15 protein-coding genes are annotated in these 17,558 nt (G+C 68.4%); 9 read left to right on the forward strand and 6 right to left on the reverse strand.

What is annotated here, in order from left to right; genetic code table 11:
• Positions 1-5: 5 nt before the first annotated feature.
• The 5 genes from nadD to ACZLHH_RS16990 all read right to left on the reverse strand — a co-directional run bounded on the left by nadD (position 6) and on the right by ACZLHH_RS16990 (position 5,793).
• Positions 6-671 carry a nicotinate-nucleotide adenylyltransferase gene (gene nadD, locus ACZLHH_RS16970; RefSeq protein WP_180844942.1) on the reverse strand — a complete coding sequence of 222 codons (666 nt, stop codon included), beginning with the start codon at positions 669-671 and terminating at the stop codon, positions 6-8.
• A gap of 3 nt (positions 672-674) precedes the next feature.
• Positions 675-1,712: a DNA polymerase III subunit delta gene (gene holA, locus ACZLHH_RS16975; protein WP_032128985.1), complete on the reverse strand. Its 1,038-nt coding sequence runs from the start codon at positions 1,710-1,712 to the stop codon at positions 675-677.
• 9 nt (positions 1,713-1,721) lie between these two features.
• Positions 1,722-2,306: an LPS-assembly lipoprotein LptE gene (locus tag ACZLHH_RS16980; RefSeq protein ID WP_032128984.1), complete on the reverse strand. Its 585-nt coding sequence runs from the start codon at positions 2,304-2,306 to the stop codon at positions 1,722-1,724.
• Positions 2,307-2,442: 136 nt separating this feature from the next.
• Complete coding sequence (gene leuS / locus ACZLHH_RS16985) at positions 2,443-5,085, reverse strand: leucine--tRNA ligase (RefSeq protein WP_121504589.1); 2,643 nt, start codon at positions 5,083-5,085, stop codon at positions 2,443-2,445.
• Positions 5,086-5,190: 105 nt separating this feature from the next.
• The gene (locus tag ACZLHH_RS16990) at positions 5,191-5,793 is read right to left on the reverse strand and encodes a DUF998 domain-containing protein (protein WP_049421055.1); all 603 of its coding nucleotides are present in this window, start codon (positions 5,791-5,793) and stop codon (positions 5,191-5,193) included.
• 125 nt (positions 5,794-5,918) lie between these two features.
• On the opposite strand from ACZLHH_RS16990, the gene trxA reads away from it, so the two are divergent.
• From trxA to ACZLHH_RS17010, 4 genes are all read left to right on the forward strand, one after another.
• Positions 5,919-6,776, forward strand: coding sequence for a thioredoxin (gene trxA, locus ACZLHH_RS16995; RefSeq protein WP_049463215.1), 858 nt, complete (start codon positions 5,919-5,921; stop codon positions 6,774-6,776).
• Between the two features lie 107 nt (positions 6,777-6,883).
• The gene (locus tag ACZLHH_RS17000; protein WP_180844941.1) at positions 6,884-8,584 is read left to right on the forward strand and encodes a FecR family protein; all 1,701 of its coding nucleotides are present in this window, start codon (positions 6,884-6,886) and stop codon (positions 8,582-8,584) included.
• The gene (locus ACZLHH_RS17005) at positions 8,581-10,206 is read left to right on the forward strand and encodes a CHASE2 domain-containing protein (RefSeq protein ID WP_180844940.1); all 1,626 of its coding nucleotides are present in this window, start codon (positions 8,581-8,583) and stop codon (positions 10,204-10,206) included. The genes ACZLHH_RS17000 and ACZLHH_RS17005 overlap by 4 nt, the downstream gene beginning before the upstream one ends.
• A gap of 74 nt (positions 10,207-10,280) precedes the next feature.
• A complete protein-coding gene (locus ACZLHH_RS17010; protein WP_153855788.1) occupies positions 10,281-10,733 on the forward strand; it encodes a DUF4442 domain-containing protein in 453 nt (150 codons plus the stop codon).
• 7 nt (positions 10,734-10,740) lie between these two features.
• Here the strand turns inward: ACZLHH_RS17010 and ACZLHH_RS17015 are convergent, their stop codons facing one another.
• A complete protein-coding gene (locus ACZLHH_RS17015; protein ID WP_197573217.1) occupies positions 10,741-12,057 on the reverse strand; it encodes a hypothetical protein in 1,317 nt (438 codons plus the stop codon).
• Between the two features lie 76 nt (positions 12,058-12,133).
• Here ACZLHH_RS17015 and ACZLHH_RS17020 point away from each other — a divergent pair, with 76 nt between their 5' ends.
• From ACZLHH_RS17020 to gloA2, 5 genes are all read left to right on the forward strand, one after another.
• Positions 12,134-12,829, forward strand: coding sequence for a DUF502 domain-containing protein (locus ACZLHH_RS17020; RefSeq protein WP_005414135.1), 696 nt, complete (start codon positions 12,134-12,136; stop codon positions 12,827-12,829).
• The gene (locus tag ACZLHH_RS17025) at positions 12,826-13,611 is read left to right on the forward strand and encodes a queuosine precursor transporter (protein ID WP_049437362.1); all 786 of its coding nucleotides are present in this window, start codon (positions 12,826-12,828) and stop codon (positions 13,609-13,611) included. The genes ACZLHH_RS17020 and ACZLHH_RS17025 overlap by 4 nt, the downstream gene beginning before the upstream one ends.
• A 94-nt stretch (positions 13,612-13,705) precedes the next feature.
• Positions 13,706-15,646: a DUF885 domain-containing protein gene (locus tag ACZLHH_RS17030; protein ID WP_049421047.1), complete on the forward strand. Its 1,941-nt coding sequence runs from the start codon at positions 13,706-13,708 to the stop codon at positions 15,644-15,646.
• A 16-nt stretch (positions 15,647-15,662) separates the two neighbouring features.
• Complete coding sequence (locus ACZLHH_RS17035; protein ID WP_180844938.1) at positions 15,663-16,733, forward strand: serine hydrolase domain-containing protein; 1,071 nt, start codon at positions 15,663-15,665, stop codon at positions 16,731-16,733.
• Positions 16,730-17,134 carry an SMU1112c/YaeR family gloxylase I-like metalloprotein gene (gloA2, locus tag ACZLHH_RS17040; protein WP_005410551.1) on the forward strand — a complete coding sequence of 135 codons (405 nt, stop codon included), beginning with the start codon at positions 16,730-16,732 and terminating at the stop codon, positions 17,132-17,134. Before ACZLHH_RS17035 ends, gloA2 begins: the two co-directional genes overlap by 4 nt.
• Positions 17,135-17,558 lie beyond the last annotated feature (424 nt).

Raw genomic sequence — 17,558 nt, forward strand, 5'->3', positions numbered from 1 at the left:
GCCATTCACGGCCTGGCCGGGCGGTACAGCCCGTGTGCAGCCACATAGTCCGCCACGCCGGGTGGCAGCAGGGCGCGCCAGGGGCCGCCGGCGGCGATCTGCGAGCGCACCGCGCTGGCCGATTCCTCGCGCAGCGGGTGGTGCAGGCGCAGGATGCGCCCGGCCGGGCTGGCGAACAGGGCCTGCTCGGTGTCGGCCCAACGCCCTTCCAGCGCCCGGCCCAGCTCGCCATCCACCGCGGCCTGCAACGGACTACCCGGGCGCTCCGCCACCACGAAATGAGCCAGCCCGAACAACGCCTCCCATTCGTGCCAGCGGGACAGGCCAAGCAGGCTGTCGGCGCCGACCAGCCAGGCCAGCGGCCGGCTCGGCCCCAGCTCGCCGCGCAGCTCGCGCAGGGTGTCCACGGTGTAGGACGGCCGACCGGGGAAACGCACCGCGCGATCCAGCTCGCGCCGGTCCAGCAGCAGGCCCGGTTCGTCGCCGATGGCCAGCGACAGCATGGTGCAGCGCTGCTCGGCCGTGGCGCCGGGCACGGCACGGTGCGGCGGATCGGCCGCCGGCAGCATGCGCACGGCAACCTGCAGTTCGTCACGGGCAGCCCGCGCGATCGCCAGGTGCCCGAGGTGCACCGGATCAAAGGTGCCCCCGTAGTAGATCCGCAGGCTCATTGCTCAGGCCCGTGCCAGCAGGCGCACGGCACGCGGTTCGGCCACAGCCACCAGCAGGCGCTCCAGCGCCAGCCAGGCATCACCGTCGGCGCGCCCCTTGGCGATACGGTCGACCAGTCCCGCTTCAGCCACGAAGCGCTCCCAGCGCTTGCTTTCCGGATGCCGCTGCAGCGCGCGCTTGTACGGCGCCTGCCGCGATTCCCAGATGCCGCGCGATTTCATTTCGGCGGCCAGGTTGCCACCACGGGCCTGCACCCGGGCCAGGCCAGCACCGGCCAGCAGCTCGCGGATCACCATCGGCATCAACGCAGCCACCGCCTCACCCTCGCCTCGCAGGCCGGCCAGCATGCGCAGCACCGCCGGCGGTTGCCCGGAGAATGTCGCCTCCACCAGCCGGAACACGTCATAGCGGGCGGCGTCGGCCACCAGCGACTCCATGCGCTCCACATCCAGCGGCTGGCCATCGGCCAACAGCGCCAGCTTGTCGATTTCCTGGGCGGCAGCCAGCAGGTTGCCTTCCACCCGCTCGGCCAGGCGCTGCACGGCGGCCGGGTCCGCGCGCAGGCCCTTGCCACGCAGGCGGCGCTCGATCCAGTCCGGCAGTTCGTGCGGCTTGATCGCCCACGCCACCGACAGCACGCCGATGCGGTTGACCGCTTCGGCCCACTTGCCCTGGTGCGCCTTGCTCCATTCGTTGGCGGTGATCATCAACACCACGTCCGGCGCCGGATTGGCGCAGAACTGGCTGATCACCTCGGCACCGTCCTTGCCCGGCTTGCCGCTGGGCAGGCGCACCTCGACCAGGCGACGGGCGCTGAACAGGCTGGGGGCATTGAAACTGGCGTCGAGCTGGTTCCAGTCGAAATCACGCCCATCGGCGTCGAACACTTCACGTTCGCCAATGCCCGAGGCGCGCGCACGTGCGCGGATGGCGTCGGCCGCCTCCAGCACGCGCAGGGTTTCCGGGCCGGCAATCAGGTAGACCGGCGCCAGCGCGGTATCAGCGCCCTGGCTGGCCAGCTGCTCCGGACGCAGTTCCATGCGCGCGGCTCAGTGCTTGGCTGCGGGGACCGGCTCGGCCGGTACCGCGCCTTCGATGGGCTTGTCCTTCGGCGCCGACAGGCTGCCGCCCTTCTCGATCTCGGCACGCACCACGCTGTCGATGCGGCGGATGATCGAGGCGGACATTTCCCGGCGCAGTTCATTGGCCAGGATTTCACGTTCGGTGGTGGTACCGGTGGCGTCGGTCGGCGGCGACACGTAGTCGCGCGACAGCTCGATCACCTGCTGCGGCACCAGCTCGCTGCCGTCTTCGCGACGGAAGATGAAGATCACCGCGTAGCGCAGGCTGTATTCCTGCGCACGGCCCTGCGAGTCGATGGCGATCGGCAGGTCGCCCCAGCGCTCGGACAGTACCTGCAGCTGGGCGCTGGGCTCCTTGCTGTCCTCATCGGCCAGCCTGGCGCCGGAGGCCAGCAGGCTGCGGTTGAGCAGCTTGACCAGTTCGCTGTACGGCGCAGTGGAAACCACCTTCACCGGTGCCGTGTCGGTCGGCAGCATCAGCTTGTTGCGCAGATGGAAACCGCAGCCGGCAAGGCCGAGGACAAGAACGAGGGCAAGCAGGATTCGGGTCATGGAGACAGTCTGGCGGAGCCGGGCGATCACGGCAACACACAGCGTGCCCGAAGCCGCGTGAATGCAGGGCCATCAAACGCCGGGCCCTGCACCGGAATGGTACCGGCCACCACGCGGGTGGCCGGTACGGGGTACATCAGGCGGCGACGATGTTCACGATCTTGCCCGGCACGATGATGATCTTGCGCACCGTCAGGCCTTCCATGAACTTGGCCGCGTTGGGCTCGGCCAGGGCCAGTGCCTCGACCTGCTCGCGCGCGGCGTCGGCCGCCACGTCGATGGTGCCACGCAGCTTGCCGTTGACCTGCACGGCCAGGGTCAGCGCGTCGCGCACCAGCGCACCGGCATCGGCCTGCGGGAACGGCTGGTCTTCCAGCAGGGTCTCGCCATGGCCCAGCACCTGCCACAGGGCATGGCTGGCGTGCGGGGTGATCGGGTTGAGCAGCAGCACGATGGCCTGCAGCGCTTCCTGGCGCACCGCGCGCCCCTGCGCACTGCCGTCCTCGAACTTGGCCAGCGCGTTCATCAGTTCCATCACCGCGGCAATGGCGGTGTTGAAGCTGTGGCGGCGGCCATAGTCGTCACCGACCTTGCCGATGGTCTCGTGGGTCTTGCGGCGCAGTGCCTTCTGGTTGGCATCCAGTGCTGCAACATCCAGCGCCGGAGCGGCGCCATCGGCAGCATGCTTCTGCACCTGGGCCCACAGGCGGCGCAGGAAGCGGGCCATGCCATCCACACCGGCTTCGTTCCACTCCAGCGACTGTTCCGGCGGCGCGGCGAACATCGAGAACAGGCGCACGGTGTCGGCGCCGTACTTGTCGACCATCGCCTGCGGGTCCACGCCGTTGTTCTTCGACTTGGACATCTTCTCGGTGCCACCGACCACCACCGGCTGGCCGTCGGCGATCAGGGTCGCGCCGGTGATGCGGCCGCGCTCGTCGCGCTGCACTTCCACATCGGCCGGGTTGATCCAGTCCTTCGAGCCATCCGGGTTCGGGCGGTAGTAGGTCTCGGCAATCACCATGCCCTGGCACAGCAGATTGCGCGCCGGTTCGTTGCTGTCCACCATCCGCGCGTCGCGCAGCAGCTTGTGGTAGAAGCGGAAATACATCAGGTGCAGGATCGCGTGCTCGATGCCACCGATGTACTGGTCCACCGGCAGCCAGTAGTTGCCGCGCTTGTCGACGGCATCACGGGCACCCGGCGAGGTGTAGCGGGCGTAGTACCAGCTCGACTCCATGAAGGTGTCGAAGGTGTCGGTCTCGCGCTCGGCCGCACCGCCACATTCCGGGCAGGTGGTCTTGCGCCATTCCGGATCGGTCTTGATCGGCGAACCGGTACCCGAGAATGCCACGTCCTCCGGCAGCACCACCGGCAGCTGTTCTTCCGGCACCGGCACCGCACCGCACTTGGCGCAGTAGATCACCGGAATCGGGCAGCCCCAGTAGCGCTGGCGGCTCACGCCCCAGTCGCGCAGGCGGTAGTTGACGCGGCGCTGGCCCTGGGCCTTGCGCTCGAATCGTTCGGCCAGGGCTTCGAAGGCACCCTGGAAATCCAGGCCATCGAACTCGGCCGAGTTGACCAGCTCGAAGGCACGGCTCTTGTCGCTGTACCAGTCCTGCCAGCGGCTGCCATCCCAGGTGCGCTCTTCTTCGGTGCGCGCATCCTTCAGCGCGATCACCTGCTTGATCGGCAGGCCGTACTTGTTGGCCACTTCGTTGTCGCGCTGGTCATGACCCGGCACGGCCATCACCGCGCCGGTGCCGTAGCCCATCAGCACGAAGTTGGCGACCCACACCGGCACCGGCTCGCCGGTGACCGGATGCAGCGCACGCAGGCCGGTGTCCATGCCGCGCTTTTCCTGGGTTTCCAGTTCCGCCTCGGACACGCCACCCTGCTTCAGGTCGGCCAGCATCGCGGCCAGTTCCGGGTTGTTCTTCGCCGCATGCAGCGCCAGCGGATGTTCGGCGGCGATCGACACGAAGGTCACGCCCATCACGGTATCCGGACGGGTGGTGAACACGCGCAGCGGATCCAGCACGCCGCCGTCAACGTCACGTACGTCGAACTGGATTTCCAGGCCCTCGGAGCGGCCGATCCAGTTGCGCTGCATGGTCTTGACCGAATCCGGCCAGCCGTCCAGCTCGTCCAGGCCGTCCAGCAGTTCCTGGGCGTAATCGGTAATGCGCAGGAACCACTGCGGAATCTCGCGCTTCTCGACCAGGGCGCCGGAGCGCCAGCCGCGGCCGTCAATCACCTGCTCGTTGGCCAGCACGGTCTGGTCGACCGGGTCCCAGTTCACCACCGCATTGCGGCGGTAGGCCAGGCCCTTGCGCATCAGGCGGGTGAACATGCGCTGCTCGTGGACGTAGTAGTCCGGGCGGCAGGTGGCGAACTCGCGCGACCAGTCAACGGCATAGCCCATGGCCTTGAACTGGCCACGCATGTGCTCGATGTTCTTGTAGGTCCAGGCCGCCGGTGCGGTCTTGTTCTTGATCGCAGCGTTTTCCGCCGGCAGGCCGAACGCGTCCCAGCCCATCGGCTGCAGCACGTTGTGGCCGGTCATGCGCTTGTAGCGGCTGATCACGTCGCCGATCGTGTAATTGCGCACGTGGCCCATGTGCAGCGCACCGGACGGGTACGGAAGCATCGACAGGCAGTAGTACTTCGGCTTGTCCGAAGTCTCGTCGACTTCGAAGGCACGGGTGGCGTCCCAGTACTGCTGGGCGGCGGATTCAACCTGCTGCGGGTCGTAGGCGTTGGTTTCAGCGCTGGTCATGGAACACGCGGATGCGGCGGCAAAGCGGTACAGCGTACCGCAGTGCGGCAAACGTCTCCAATCCCGCCCGCTGAAGGCCGGCTCCGCGAGCGCCCGAGGCCGGTCTCAGCGCGGCCGCGACAACGGCAGGGCCAGGGCCAGCCAGGCCGTCCAGCAGGCGAACGCAAGCCGTTGTGCCAGCGGCGCCGCCAACACGCCCTGCAGGGCAAACGCCGCCAGCGCGGCCAGTACGCCACAGGCGAGCGCCACTGCGCCCAGCGCGCGGCCATGCGCCTGGCGCAACTGCGACGTGCCCAGCAACAGGGTCCCGGCAACGAAACCCAGCACCCAGATCATCCAGGCGCTGGCATGCAGCTGGCTGGCCGGCCCGTGCAGGTCATCCACATCCAGCGGCAGCAGCCCCATCGCGGCGAACGCCAACCCGGCCAGCAGCAGCATCTGGCTGCCCACCCGCGGCGCCCAGCCGGCGGTTGCCGACAGCCCACGGCGCAGGCACTCGGCCACAACCACCGCCAGCAGGCCCGGCAGCACGAAACCCAGCAGATTGAAGGCCAGCGCATGCGGCACCCCCTGTGCTCCCAGCAGCGCCACCGGGTGGCGAGCCTGTGCGTAGCCTTCCAGGCCGGCGCCGAAACCGAGCACCGCCAGCACGAACAGCAGTGCGGCGACCAGACCGGACAGGCGCAGCAACGGGGACAGGGACGACATGCAGGCTCCGGAAAGGACGGCGACAGGAAGGCGGCATTGTCAGGCATTTACTACAACCCGGGTTGAGACCGGCATCGATCGTCACCATAGAATCAGTCTCCAGACGCCAAACGATGCTTTCCCCCATGACCGAGACGACCTACGTATTCGACGCCACCACTGCGACCTTCGAGGCCGAAGTCCTGCAGAAGTCGCTGCAGACGCCGGTGCTGGTCGACTTCTGGGCCACCTGGTGCGGGCCGTGCAAGACCCTCGGGCCGATGCTGGAAAAGCTGGCTGCCGAGTACAACGGCGCCTTCGAACTGGCCAAGGTCGACGTCGACAAGGAACAGCAGATCGCCGCCGCCTTCCAGATCCGCTCGGTGCCGACCGTGTTCCTGGTGAAGGGCGGCCAGCTGGTGGACGGCTTCCCGGGGGCCATCCCGGAAGGCCAGCTGCGTGAATTCCTGGCCCAGCACGGCATCGTGCCGGCCGACATCGGCGACGCCGTCGCCGAAGACGAAGCGCCGCTGGACCCGCAGGCGCAGGTGGACGTGCTGCGCGCGCAGATCGCCGCCGAGCCGGACAAGGACGAGCTGAAGCTCGACCTGGCGCTGGCCCTGCTGCAGATCGGTGGCGTGGATGAAGCCGGTCTGCTGATCGATGGCCTGCCCGCCAATCTGGCCACCGACGACCGTGCCGTGCGTGCACGCGCCCGGCTGGCCTTCGCCTCGGCCCTGAAGGACGCCCCGGCCGCCGAAGTGCTGGACGCGCGCATCGCCGCCGATGGCAAGGACCTCAAGGCACGCCACCTGCGTGGCGTACAGCTGCTGCTCGGTGGCCACGACGAAGCCGCGCTGGCCCAGTTCCTGGAAATGCTGCGGATCGACCGCACGTTCGAGGACGGACTGCCGCGCAAGGCCCTGATCGACGCCTTCAATGTGATCTCCGACGAGGACCTGGTCGGCCAGTACCGCCGCCGGATGGCCTCCCTGCTGTTCTGAACGGGAACCCACTTCGTTCAGAATCCCTGCACTGAACGCGGGCAATAATGCGCGGGATGGCGGCCGTACGGTCGCCACGATCCGTTCGGGGGGATGAGGTCGGGGCCATGGGGTCTTGCAGCTGCGCCCCCGCATTGCCGGGATTGCAAACTGTGACCTTCGTCCGCTCGCTGTCGTTCGCCATGCGCTTCCAGGGCGCGCTGCTCTGCGCTCTTCTCTTCCTGCCGGCCATGGCCGCCGCCCAGGACTGGAACTACCGGGTCCGTCCCGGCGATACCCTGTGGGATCTGGGAGGCCTGTACCTCAAGCCCTCGGTGCGCTGGCAGCAGCTGCAACAGCACAACCGCATCGACAACCCCTACCAGCTGCCGCCGGGGCAGCTGCTGCGCTTCCCGATCAGCTGGCTGCGCATCGAACCGGCACCTGCCCGCGTGCTGTCGGTGCGCGGCAAGGTCGAACTGTCAGGTGCCGATGGCAGCGCCTCGCGCGCGATACTCGCCGGGGAACAACTTCGCATCGGTGACACCGTGCAGACCGAAGGCGACTCCAGCGTCACGCTTGAATTCGCTGACGCCTCGCGCCTGCAGCTGCGCGAGTACTCCCGGCTGCGCCTGGACCAGCTCAGCCGCTACGGCCACACCGGCATGGTCGATACCCGCCTGCGCCTGCAGCAGGGCCGCGCCAGCAATCGGGTGACACCTGCCCGTGGCCCGGCCTCGCGCTACATCATCGATGCACCTACGGCGACCAGCAGCGTGCGCGGCACCGTCTTCCGGGTCAGCGCCGGTGACACCGGCCAGGTGGCTGCCACCGAAGTACTACAGGGCAAGGTGCAGGTCGGCAACACCCACGGCAAGCGCCTGGTCCAGCCTGGACAGGCCAGCCGCAGCAGCAGCGCCGATGCCGCACCGGACGCTGTCTCCGCCCTTCTTCCAGCGCCGCAGCTGCGTAGCGACGAGGTGCGCCTGGCGCCCCTGCCGACCCTGCTTGCCTGGGACCCCGTCGACGGCGCCGCGCGCTACCGCGTGGAAGTGGTACAGGCAGCGACGCCGGAAATCCTGCTGTTTGCCGCCACCACTGCCGACACCCGGCTGGCGATCGGTGACCTGCCCCCCGGCCAGTTGCGCATCCTGTTGCGCGCGGTGGATGCGCAGGGCGTGGAAGGCCTCGACGCCAGCGCCGATTTCGAACTCAGCGACCAGCCCCCGCCGCCGCTCACCGTGGCCCCCCTGCATGGGCAGACCGTCAACAGCGACCGCCCGCGCTTCCGTTGGAGCCAGGCGCCCGGCGCGCGCAGCAGCGTGCTGCAGATCGCCGCCGAGCCGAGCTTCGTGCAGCCACTGCAGGAACAGAGCACCCCAGGCACCGACCTGCGCCTGGCGCAGCCACTGCCGCCGGGCCAGTACTTCTGGCGCGTGGCCTCGCGCGATGGCAACGGCCACCAGGGCCGCTACGGCCAGGCGCTGCCGCTGCAGCTGAGCAATGAACCGGTTGATCCGGCGCTGCAGCCGCCGGAAGCCGCGCATGGCGAACTGACCCTGCGCTGGCAGGCCGGCAGCGAAGGTCAGCAGTACCGGGTGCAGGTGGACCGTCGTGGCGACTTCAGGGCGCCCCTGGTCGACCAGACCGTGAGCGAGCCGCAGGTCAGCTTCAAGCGGCCGTGGAGCGGCACCCTGCATGTGCGTGTGCAGTACATCGACGACGATGGTCATGCGGGTGAGTACTCACCGGCCCAGCAGATCAAGCTGCCCTGCCGCCTGTGCTACGGCGCCGGTGGTGGCGCCCTGCTGCTGTTGCTGTTGTTATGAGGCGCTCGCCGCTGCCGTGGCCGAAGCGGATCCTGCTGGCACTGCTGGCCGGGGTGCTGACGGTGATCGCCAGCCAGGGCCAGTGGCTGTGGCGACAGGACGAAGCGGCCTACGACGCCATGGTCGGCAACTGGGACTACCGCCCCGACCCCAGCGTGCTGATTGTGGCCATCGACGAGGGCAGCCTGCAGCGCATCGGCCAATGGCCCTGGCCTCGCTCGATCCATGCCCGCCTGCTCGACCGGCTGACCGATGCCGGTGCCGAGCGCGTCGCACTGGACCTGATGCTGTCCGAACCTGATCGTCGCGACAGCCACCAGGACGATGAACTGGCCGCCGCGATACGCCGGAACGGCCGGGTGGTGCTGCCGGTACTCGCGGCACCGGCCGCCGGCGACCGCATGGCCGAGGAAATGCTGCCGATTCCGCAGATCGCGGCCAGTGCCGCAGCGATCGGCCACACCGATGTGGAAGTGGATGGCGATGGTGTCGCGCGCGGCGTGTACCTGCGTGCCGGCATCGGCCAGGCCCACTGGCCAGCACTGGGCCTGGCGCTGGCCGACCTGCCCGCGGGCGCGGTGCACGGCCTGCCCGACCCCGACCCGGAGATCGGTTCGCCCTATCAATGGCGGCGCAACGACTACGTGCGGGTGCGTTATGCCGGACCGCCCGAACGCCTGCCGCAGGTGTCCTATGCCGATGTGCTGGATGGTCACGTGGACATGGCGATGCTGCACGGCCGCCGCATCGTGGTGGGCATGACCGCCAGCGGCATCGCACCGCGGCTGCTGACCCCGACCACCCGCGAGTTCTGGATGAGCGGCAGCGAGTACCAGGCCAACATCGCTTCGATGCTGCTGCAGCACAAGCAGATCGACCTGCTGCCCCGCCTATGGCAGCACGCCATCAGTGGCGTCCTGGTGGCACTGTGCGTGATCCTGCTCGGCCTGCGCCTGCCATGGCTCGCGGCGCTGTGCTCGCTGCCGCTTCCACCGCTGCTGAGCTGGTTGCTATTGCGCGCCGGTGACCTGTGGTGGGCACCGGCCAGCGCCATGCTGGGCATCCTGCTGGTGCTGCTGGCCTGGGCGACCTGGCGCGTCTCGGCCTGGCACCGCCTGGCCAACCGCGATGCGCTGACCGGTCTCGGCAATCGCCTGCGTTTCGAACAGTCGCTGCAACAGGAATGCGATGCCGCGCGACGCAGTGGCAAGTCCTTGAGCCTCGCACTGATCGACGTTGACCATTTCAAGCGCCACAACGACCGCCACGGCCATCAGGTCGGCGACCGCGTGCTGCGCGATGTTGCACGCCTGATCGGTGCGCATGCGCGACGCCCACGCGACATGGCCGCGCGCTACGGTGGCGACGAGTTCGCACTGGTGCTGCCCGATACCCCGGCCGAGGGCGCGCGCCAGGTCATCGAGGACCTGATCGCCTGCGTGCGTGCACTGCCGGCGCCCGGCGATGCCAGCGACGGTGCCGTCACCCTCACCATCGGCGTGTTCACCCGCGTGCCTGACGGCGATCTGCAACCACACCATTTCGTCGAAGGCGCCGACACCGCGTTGTACCAGGCCAAGGCCAATGGGCGCGACGGGTATGTCATCGACGGCGAGGCGTGACCCTCGCCGCCCGGGGTGCAACATACGCATGCGAATGGTTAGACTGGACACCTCGCCCTGCGCCCCGGACCCGCATGAACGCCCGCCTGTTCCGCTTCGGCATCAACCTCTGGCCGCCGTTCCTGTTCACCGGCATCCACGTCACCCGCATCACTCCCGACTACCGGCAGATCGATGTCGAACTGCGATTGCGGCCCTGGAACCGGAACTATGTCGGTACCCACTTCGGCGGCAGCCTGTTCGCGATGACCGATCCGTTCTGGATGCTCGGCCTGCTGCATATCCTTGGCCGTGACTACTACGTGTGGGACCGCGCCGGTGCCATCGATTTCCTCAAGCCCGGCCGCGGTACCGTGCGTACCTCGTTCCGCATCGACGACGCACTGCTGGACGAACTGCGCGCCGAAGCCGCCGCTGGTGACAAAGTGCTGCGATGGTTCAGCAATGATGTCGTCGATGAAAGCGGCGAGGTGGTCGCCCAGGTGCGCAAGCAGGTCTACCTGCGGTTGAAGCCACACGCACGCTGAGCGCGCTTCAGTCGCGTCCCGCAGCAGTCGAAGCCGATTCCTTCTGCAACGGCACTGACAGCCACGGGTTCTCTTCAGCGCTGCGCGCTGGAGAGCGACGCGGCACCTGCAGGTGGCGGCCGTCGGCCGACAGCTGCGGCGCCCGCACCGGCGAGCGGAACGCCACCGGCAGCCGCTGCAGTGCGTCCACCGGATCATCCGTCTGCTGCCGCAGCCAACGCTGCGCCCCCAGCAGCCGCACCATCGCCGCGGCATCCTGTGGCCGTGACGAATAGGCAGGATAGATCGGCGCGGCGATATCGGTCAGCACGCAGCCCATGACATTCGACAGGCAGCCGAAGTCATGCTGCGGTGGCGCCGGCACTGGCAACGGGCGATCCGCTTCCAGCGCCGATGTGGCTGCCGCGCCACAGGCCCAGCCAAGATTGCCGGCCACGCGGGCCAGGGTGCTGCTGCGATCCAGCACCAGGACGCCACCAAATTCCTGGGCCGAGGACTCGATCGCCGCCCGGCTCATCGCGTACTCACCCTGCATGGCACGGCACAGGCTCTGTTCCTCGGCCCGCAGCGGCTGCATGGCCTGTTCGCACTCCGCCGGCAAGGGGTGGTCGGCCGGCAGTTCGACCAGCATGTCGGCCAGCAGCTGGGCATTGGCCTGCACCAGGCTGGCACCGATGATGCTCTCGACCAGATAGCTGCTGCCGGGCAACAGCCGCCGGCCCAGTTGCAAGCCACGGCAGGCACCTCGCAGGGCACCGTCGATATCGCCCTGCACGTACGCCAGCGCGCGTGCACTGGTGGCGTCCATCACCACGCCATAGCCCGGCAACGGAACCAGAACGCCCTCGCCCTTCGGCGGGAACGGCGACATGAAGTAGTCCGCTTCGGCCAGCTGATCCAGCCGCGCATGCAACTGCTGGTGCCCAGCATGGGCCTCCACGAAGCGTTGCGGGTCCGCGCGGACCTGGGCGAGGCAGCCGCTGGCGGCCGGCCCGCAACTGGCACCGGGCCGCGAGCGCAGCTCGGCATGGTTGGCCACCAGGTGTGTCTGGCCGCCGCTGCTGCCCCGCAGGTCGGCCTCCCAACGGCGCACGTCCTCGGCCAACGCCTGCTCGCGCTGGCGGGCATCCAGATCGTCGAACGGCAGCGTCCACAACAGGGCATAACCGTTGTGGCCAGTCGCCGGCAGGCGTGCTTCCAGTCGCTGCTGCGCCTGCAGCCGCGATTCGGGCACCGGCCACATGCGCGAAGCGCACCACACCACGATGGCCAGCACCAGCAGGCCTGCCAGGGTCCAGCCCAGTCCGCGCAGAATCTTCAACACAGCTTCCCTTCCATGTGCCGTTGCCACAGTCGATTCCCCAGCGTAATCGACCGGCAGTGACCGCTACAATGCGCGCATGTCGCTCGAAGCCCCCGCCCTGGTCCCCCGCCCCTCCCTGCAGCGCCTGTTCCTGACCGGCCTGCTCACCCTGCTGCCGATCTGGCTGACCTGGGTCGTGGTCAAGTTCGTGTTCGTGCTGCTGTCGGGCATTTCCAGCCCCTTGGTGGTACCGCTGTCCGAGCAGATCGCGACAAGCTTCCCGCACTACCTCGGTTGGGTCCGCGCCGAATGGATCCAGGACACCATCGCCCTGCTGGCCACCCTGCTGGTGATCCTGGCGGTGGGCGTGGCCAGCCGCCGCGTGCTCGGCCAACGCCTGCTGCGCTGGGTGGGCGCGGTCATCAAGCGCATTCCGCTGGCCAGCATCATCTACGACAGCGCCAAGAAGCTGCTGGACATGCTGCAGACCGAGCCGGGCAGCACCCAGCGCGTGGTGCTGATCGACTTCCCGCACCGCGACATGAAATCGGTCGGCCTGGTCACCCGTGTGATCAAGGAACACGGCACCGACCGTGAGCTGGCCGCGGTGTATGTGCCAACCACGCCGAACCCGACCTCGGGCTACCTGGAAATCGTGCCGGTGGAACTGCTGACGCCGACCGACTGGACCGTCGACCAGGCCATGAGCTTCATCATTTCCGGCGGTGCCGTGGCGCCGTCCAGCGTGCCGTTCACCCGTGCCGGCGAACGCACCGGCGAACGCACCGAATGACCCCGGCGCCGATCGAGCGCCCGCTGCAGGACCGCGCGGTCCTGCTGTTCATCGTGCTGGCCGCGTTCTTCTGCGGCAATGCGGTGCTGGCCGAGCTGATCGGGGTGAAGATCTTCGCGCTGGAAGACACCCTGGGCATCGCTCCGCTGAACTGGAACCTGTTCGGCCAGACCGGCTCGCTCAGCTTCACCGCCGGCACCCTGTTGTGGCCGGTGGTGTTCATCATGACCGACACCATCAACGAGTTCTTCGGCAAGCGCGGCGTGCGCTTCATCTCGTGGCTGGCGGTGGTGCTGATCGGCTACGGCTTCCTGTTCGCCTTCGCGGCCATTTCGCTGGCGCCGGCCAGTTGGTGGGTCACGTCGATGGATGGCCACGGCGTGCCGGACTACCAGGCGGCATTCGCAGCGGTGTTCGGCCAGGGCATGTGGACCATCGCCGGTTCGCTGGTGGCCTTCCTGCTCGGCCAGCTGATCGACGTGGCGGTGTTCCATCGCATCCGCCAGGCCACCGGCGAGCGCCACGTGTGGCTGCGTGCGACCGGGTCCACCGCGATCTCGCAGGTGGTGGACAGCTTCGTGGTGATCTGGATCGCCTTCGTGCTGGGCCCGCAACACTGGCCGACCTCGCTGTTCCTGGCGGTCAGCAGCGTCAACTACATCTACAAGATGGGCTTTGCGATCGCCCTGATTCCGTTGCTGTACCTGATGCGGCGTGCCATCACCCGCTATCTGGGTGCCGAGCGAGCCGCATCGTTGCGCGCCGCCGCTGCGGCTGACTGAAGCCCCAGCAACAAAAAGCTGACTGCGCCTTCACGCTGGCCGTACGCGGCCGGATCGTGCAAGCTCCACGGTCTGTGTTCCACGGAAGCTCCTGATGCCGCATCCCACCCGCGCCCTGGCCGCCGCCATCGCCGCGTTGTTCCTGTTCAGCGCCGTGCCGTCGGCCGAAGCAGCGAAAAAGAAGGCCAGCCGCCCTGCCGCTGCGCAGACCCGCCAGGCCGCCAAGCCCAAGGCCCGGCCTGCCCGCGCTACCGCGCCGGCCCGTGGCAGTTCGGCGCGCCGCGCCACGCCGCGTCCGGTCGCACCGGCCCGCGCCGTACCCAAGCAGGTGCAGCTGGAGCGCCTGTATGACGAATACTGGGATGCCTCGATGCGGTTGAATCCGCTGCAGGCAACCTTCCAGGGCGAGGCCCGCTACAACGACCAGCTGCCCAACATCCTGTCCGCCGCGTGGCGCCAGCAATCGCACGACTTCACCACCGAGTGGCTGGGCAAGGTCGAGAAACTCGGCAGCGACGGCCTGCAGGGCCAGGACCTGCTCAGCTACGAGATCTTCGTGCGCGACGCGCGCGCTTCGCTGGCCGCCGAGCGCTACCCGAGCTGGATGATGCCGATCAGCCAGTACTACAACGTCGGCAGCATCATGGCGATCCTCGGTGCAGGTGCCGGCGCGCAGCCGTTCAACACCGTGCAGGACTACGACACCTGGTCGCGCCGTTCGCTCGGCATTCCCGAGCTGTTCGACCAGGCCATCGACAACATGCGCCAGGGCATGAAGGCCGGCGTGGTGCAGCCACGCGACCTGATGGAAAAAGTGCTGCCGCAGCTGGATGCAGTGATCAAGCCGACCGCCGAAGAGAGCATCTTCTGGTCGCCGATCCGCACCATGCCGAACACCATCGCGGCCGAGGACAAGGCCCGCATCAGCGCCGAATACAAGCGCATGATCGAACTGCGCATCATGCCGGCCTATCGTGCCCTGCGCGGTTTCATCGCCACCGAATACCTGCCCGCCTCGCGCACCAGCAGCGGCCTGGGCGCACTGCCCGATGGCCAGGCCTGGTACGCCAACCTGATCGTGCAGACCACGGCCAGCGACCAGACCGCCGCGCAGCTGCACGCGCTGGGCGAACAGCGCGTGCAGGAACTGCAGGCGCAGATCGCCACGGTGATGAAGGACGCCAAGCTGCGCGGCACGCCGGCCAAGCTGCTGCGCAGCATGCGTAACGACCGCCAGTTCCAGTACGGCGACGCCAATGCGTTGATCAACCGCTATCGCCAGGTGCAGCAGCAGGTCAACGCACGCCTGCCGCAGGTACTGGACACCCTGCCCAAGTCCACGCTGGACGTGCGCGCGGTGGAACCGGAGCGTGCACTGACCGCCGCAGCAGCGGCCTACCAGCCGTCTGCGGCCGGGCAACCGGGCGTGCTGTACGTGAACACCCGCGACCTGGCCAGCCGCAAGCGCTGGAACGTGCCGGTGCAGTACCTGCATGAAGCGATCCCCGGCCACCACGTGCAACTGGGCCTGCAGCAGGAGCTGGCCAAGCTGCCGCGCTTCCGCCGCCTGGGTGGCGATCTCGCCTTCGTCGAAGGCTGGGGCCTGTATGCCGAAACACTGGGTGAGAACCTGGGCATCTACACCGATCCCTACGATCGCATCGGCTACCTGTATTCGCGCCTGCTGCGCGCTGCCCGCGTGGTGGCCGACACCGGCGTGAACGCCCAGGGCTGGAGCAAGCAGCAGGCCGTGGCCTACCTGCAGAAGACCGTGGACATGAGCAGTGACGACGCCAACGCCGAAGTCGAGCGGATCATGGCCCAGCCCGGCCAGGCGCTGTCCAACGTGGCCGGCCTGACCACCATTGTCGCCCTGCGCGACAAGGCCAAGGCACGCCAGGGTGCCGCCTTCGACCTGCGCCGCTTCCACGCCGAACTGCTGAAGGATGGCTCGATGCCGCTGGACGTGCTGGACCGCAAGATGGAGCGCTGGATGGCCCAGCCGGCCAGCGCCACGCCCGCGCCTTCACCCTGACCCCTCCGGAGCCGCCATGCGCCCTGCCGTCGCCCTGTTCGCCGCCGTGCTGGGCCTGCTGCCGCTGGCCACCTCCGCCGCACCGGTGCTGACCCCACCGGATGCGGGCATCGACGGCCTGATGCAGGCCTACGACGGCGAGGTGCCCGGCGCCGCTGTGCTGGTGCTGCATGACGGGCAACCGGTGTTCCGCCGCGGCTACGGCCTGGCGGTGCTGGAGGACGGCACCACGATCACCGCAGCCAGCAACTTCCGGCTGGCCTCGGTCAGCAAGCAGTTCACCGCTGCGGCGGTACTGCTGCTGGTGGAGGATGGCCGGCTTGGGCTCGACCAGCCGGCCCGGCAGTGGCTGCCCGAGTTGCCGCCGGCTGCAGCGGCCATCACGATCCGCCAACTGCTCTCGCACACCGGTGGCCTGCTCGACTACGAAGACCTGATGGACCCGGCTGACCCTCGGCAGGTGCATGACGCCGACGTGCTGACCCTGCTGTCGCACGAGGACCGCCTGAATTTCGCACCCGGCACGCAGTACCGCTACAGCAACAGCGGCTATGCACTGCTGGCAATGATCGTCGGCCGCGCCTCCGGCCAGGATTTCGCGAGCTTTCTGCAGCAGCGCATCTTCCGCCCGCTGGGCATGGCGCATACCGTGGCCCACCAGGACGGCGAGGACACGGTCGCCGCACGCGCCTATGGCTACAGCCGGATCGATGGCCGCTGGCAGCGCACCGACCAGAGCACTACCAGCGCCGTACTGGGAGACGGCGGAATCTACTCCTCGCTGGACAATCTCGCCCGCTGGGATGCCGCGCTGTACGACGACCGCCTGCTGTCGAAGGCCTCGCGCCGGGCGATGTTCAGCCCCGCGACATCGACGCCCGAACCGGATGTGCCGCACTACGGCTTCGGCTGGCGGCTGAATGGTCCGGTGCAATGGCACAGCGGCGAGAGCATCGGCTTCCGCAACGTGATCGTGCGCCACCCGGAGAAGCACCTGACTGTGATCGTGCTGACCAACCGCAACGACCCCGAACCCTATCCGCTGGCGCTGAAGATCGCCCAGCGCTGGCTGGACACCCTGCAATGACCCCCGGTTCCGACGCCCTGCTGGGCATCCACCACGCCGCACTGATCTGCAGCGACTACGCACGCTCGAAGGACTTCTACGTGCGCATCCTCGGCCTGCGCGTGCTGGCCGAGAACCACCGCGCCGCACGCGATTCCTGGAAGCTCGATCTGGCCCTGCCCGACGGCGGCCAGCTGGAACTGTTCTCCTTCCCCTCGCCGCCGCCCCGTCCCAGCCGCCCGGAGGCCCAGGGTCTGCGCCACCTCGCGTTCCGGGTGGCTGCACTGGAACCCTTCATCCAGCGCCTGGCCGCGCATGGTGTCGCCTGCGAACCGATCCGCGTGGACGAATACACCGGCCGACGCTTCACCTTCTTCGCCGACCCCGACGACCTTCCACTGGAGTTGTACGAGATCGCGTGAGCGATTTTCAATCGCGGAGGCCCATCCACGCATGGCGTGGATCTACGTGTCGACCAAGGTCGACACCCACCAAGAGTAGGCCCTGGCATTCCAACAGATCGCGGAGACCTGTCGAAGGCGGGGTGGGTCCGGTTGCGGGGGCGTGAGCCGCATGGATGCGGCGACCGAGCTTACATGGGTGAGGGCGCTTTGCTTGCGAAGCATTGCTTCGCAAGCGCCCGAACGCACAGCCGCCAGCGGCTGGGCCGGGCCCCGGAGGGGGACTTGCAGCGCCCCCCGCAACCGGACCCACCCCGCCATCCCACGGATAGCCCGCTGTTGCTGTTGCAGTTGCTGTTGCCCCCGCAGGTGCAGGGCGCAGCCCTGCAAAGCCCCCCCTTCCCCATACCCCGCCGAATGGGTATACAGTCGACCCGTACCGGCA

It is taken from the genome of Stenotrophomonas sp. 28608_Sma (assembly GCF_056486185.1).